This window comes from Endozoicomonas sp. ONNA1 (assembly GCF_024606325.1).
Classification (GTDB): domain Bacteria; phylum Pseudomonadota; class Gammaproteobacteria; order Pseudomonadales; family Endozoicomonadaceae; genus Endozoicomonas_A.
The window spans coordinates 1-1658 of sequence record NZ_JAHHPN010000144.1; the positions used below are offsets into that span (position 1 = coordinate 1).

2 protein-coding genes are annotated in these 1658 nt (G+C 52.2%); both read left to right on the forward strand.

The genetic code is table 11. From position 1 onward, the window contains the following. The coding region (locus tag KDK19_RS03430) for a 3-hydroxyacyl-CoA dehydrogenase family protein (protein WP_257291336.1) at positions 1 to 372 on the forward strand (372 nt) is incomplete at its 5' end. A 62-nt stretch (positions 373 to 434) separates the two neighbouring features. Further along, positions 435 to 1607 carry an acetyl-CoA C-acyltransferase FadA gene (fadA, locus tag KDK19_RS03435; protein WP_257255010.1) on the forward strand — a complete coding sequence of 391 codons (1173 nt, stop codon included), beginning with the start codon at positions 435 to 437 and terminating at the stop codon, positions 1605 to 1607. The last annotated feature ends 51 nt before the right edge of the window (positions 1608 to 1658 follow it).

The window sequence follows — 1658 nt, forward strand, 5'->3', positions numbered from 1 at the left end:
CAGGACAAGAAAGGTAAGCCCAAGAAAGTGGTTGACGAAACGGCTTATCAGCTTCTCTCTGAAGTGGCAGGTGAAAGCCGTGAGTTTGAAACACAGGAAATTATTGATCGCATGATGATTCCACTGTGTATGGAAACCGTTCGCACACTGGAAGACGGCATTGTTGATACCCCAGCAGAGGCGGACCTGGCTCTGCTCAACGGCATCGGCTTCCCGATTTTCCGTGGCGGTGCCCTGAAGTACATCGATAGCATGGGTGTCGACAAGTTCGTAGAGCTGGCTGATCAGTACGCTCATATCAGTCCTCTGTACCAGCCTACTGAAAAGCTGCGGGAAATGGCCCGTGAAGGCAAAACGTTTTACGGCGCGTAAACAGCCTTGAGCCACAAAAAAAGTGGCTAATCACGATCAACAGATTTAAGAGAGAATTGACTATGAGCCTTAATCCGAGAGACGCCGTAATCGTAGACTATGGCCGGACCCCCATGGGTCGTTCCAAGGGTGGCATGTATCGAAATGTCCGTGCCGATGATCTGTCTGCAAACCTCATCACAGGGGTTCTGAACCGTAACCCTGGTGTTAACCCTGAAGAAGTTGAAGATGTCATCTGGGGTTGTGTTAACCAGACTCTGGAGCAGGGGTGGAACGTTGCCCGTATGGCATCCCTGATGACTCCGATCCCTCATACTTCTTCTGCCCAGACTGTCAGCCGTCTGTGTGGTTCTTCCATGAGTGCACTGCACACTGCTGCTCAGGCTATTCAAACCGGGAACGGTGATGTCTTTGTCGTAGGTGGTGTTGAGCACATGGGACATGTAGGCATGATGCATGGAGTGGATCCTAATCCACGTCTGTCAAAATATGCTGCCAAAGCGGCAGGCATGATGGGTCTGACCGCAGAAATGCTGGGGTTGATGCACGGTATTACTCGTGAAGCCCAGGATGAATTTGGTGTCAGATCTCATATGAGAGCCTGGGAAGCAACCAAAGCCGGTCACTTCAAGGATGAGATCATCCCCATGCAGGGGCATGATGATGATGGCAACCTGGCAGTCTTCACCGAAGATCAGACGATCCGTCCTGAAACCACGCTTGAAGGACTGGCTCAACTGAAGCCAGCCTTTAACCCGAAAGGTACAGTCACAGCTGGTACTTCTTCCCAGATTACCGATGGGGCTTCCTGCATGATCGTTATGTCCGCACAGCGTGCTCAGGATCTGGGTCTTCAACCAATGGCCGTGATTCGTTCCATGGCGGTTGCTGGTGTTGATCCGTCCATCATGGGTTATGGACCTGTACCCAGCACCAAAAAAGCACTGGAGCGTGCAGGCCTGACTATCGATGATATTGATCATGTTGAGCTGAATGAGGCGTTTGCTGCTCAGGCTCTGCCTGTTCTGAAAGACCTGAACCTGCTGGAGAAGATGGACGAGAAGGTGAACCTGAACGGTGGGGCAATAGCTCTGGGTCACCCCTTCGGATGCTCCGGTGCCCGAATCTCCGGTACCCTGCTGAACGTGATGAAGCAAAACAACGGTACGATCGGTGTGGCTACGATGTGTGTAGGACTGGGTCAGGGTATTACTACGGTCTTTGAGCGTCTGTAATACGTCGGCCTTTGCCAGGCGTGCCTGCCTGGCTTATCCTGCCTGAACGTA

What these genes read in the sequence shown, in the direction of transcription:
- fadA (WP_257255010.1), top strand. Translation starts at nt 435, where the DNA reads ATGAGCCTTAATCCGAGAGACGCCGTAATCGTAGACTATGGCCGGACC.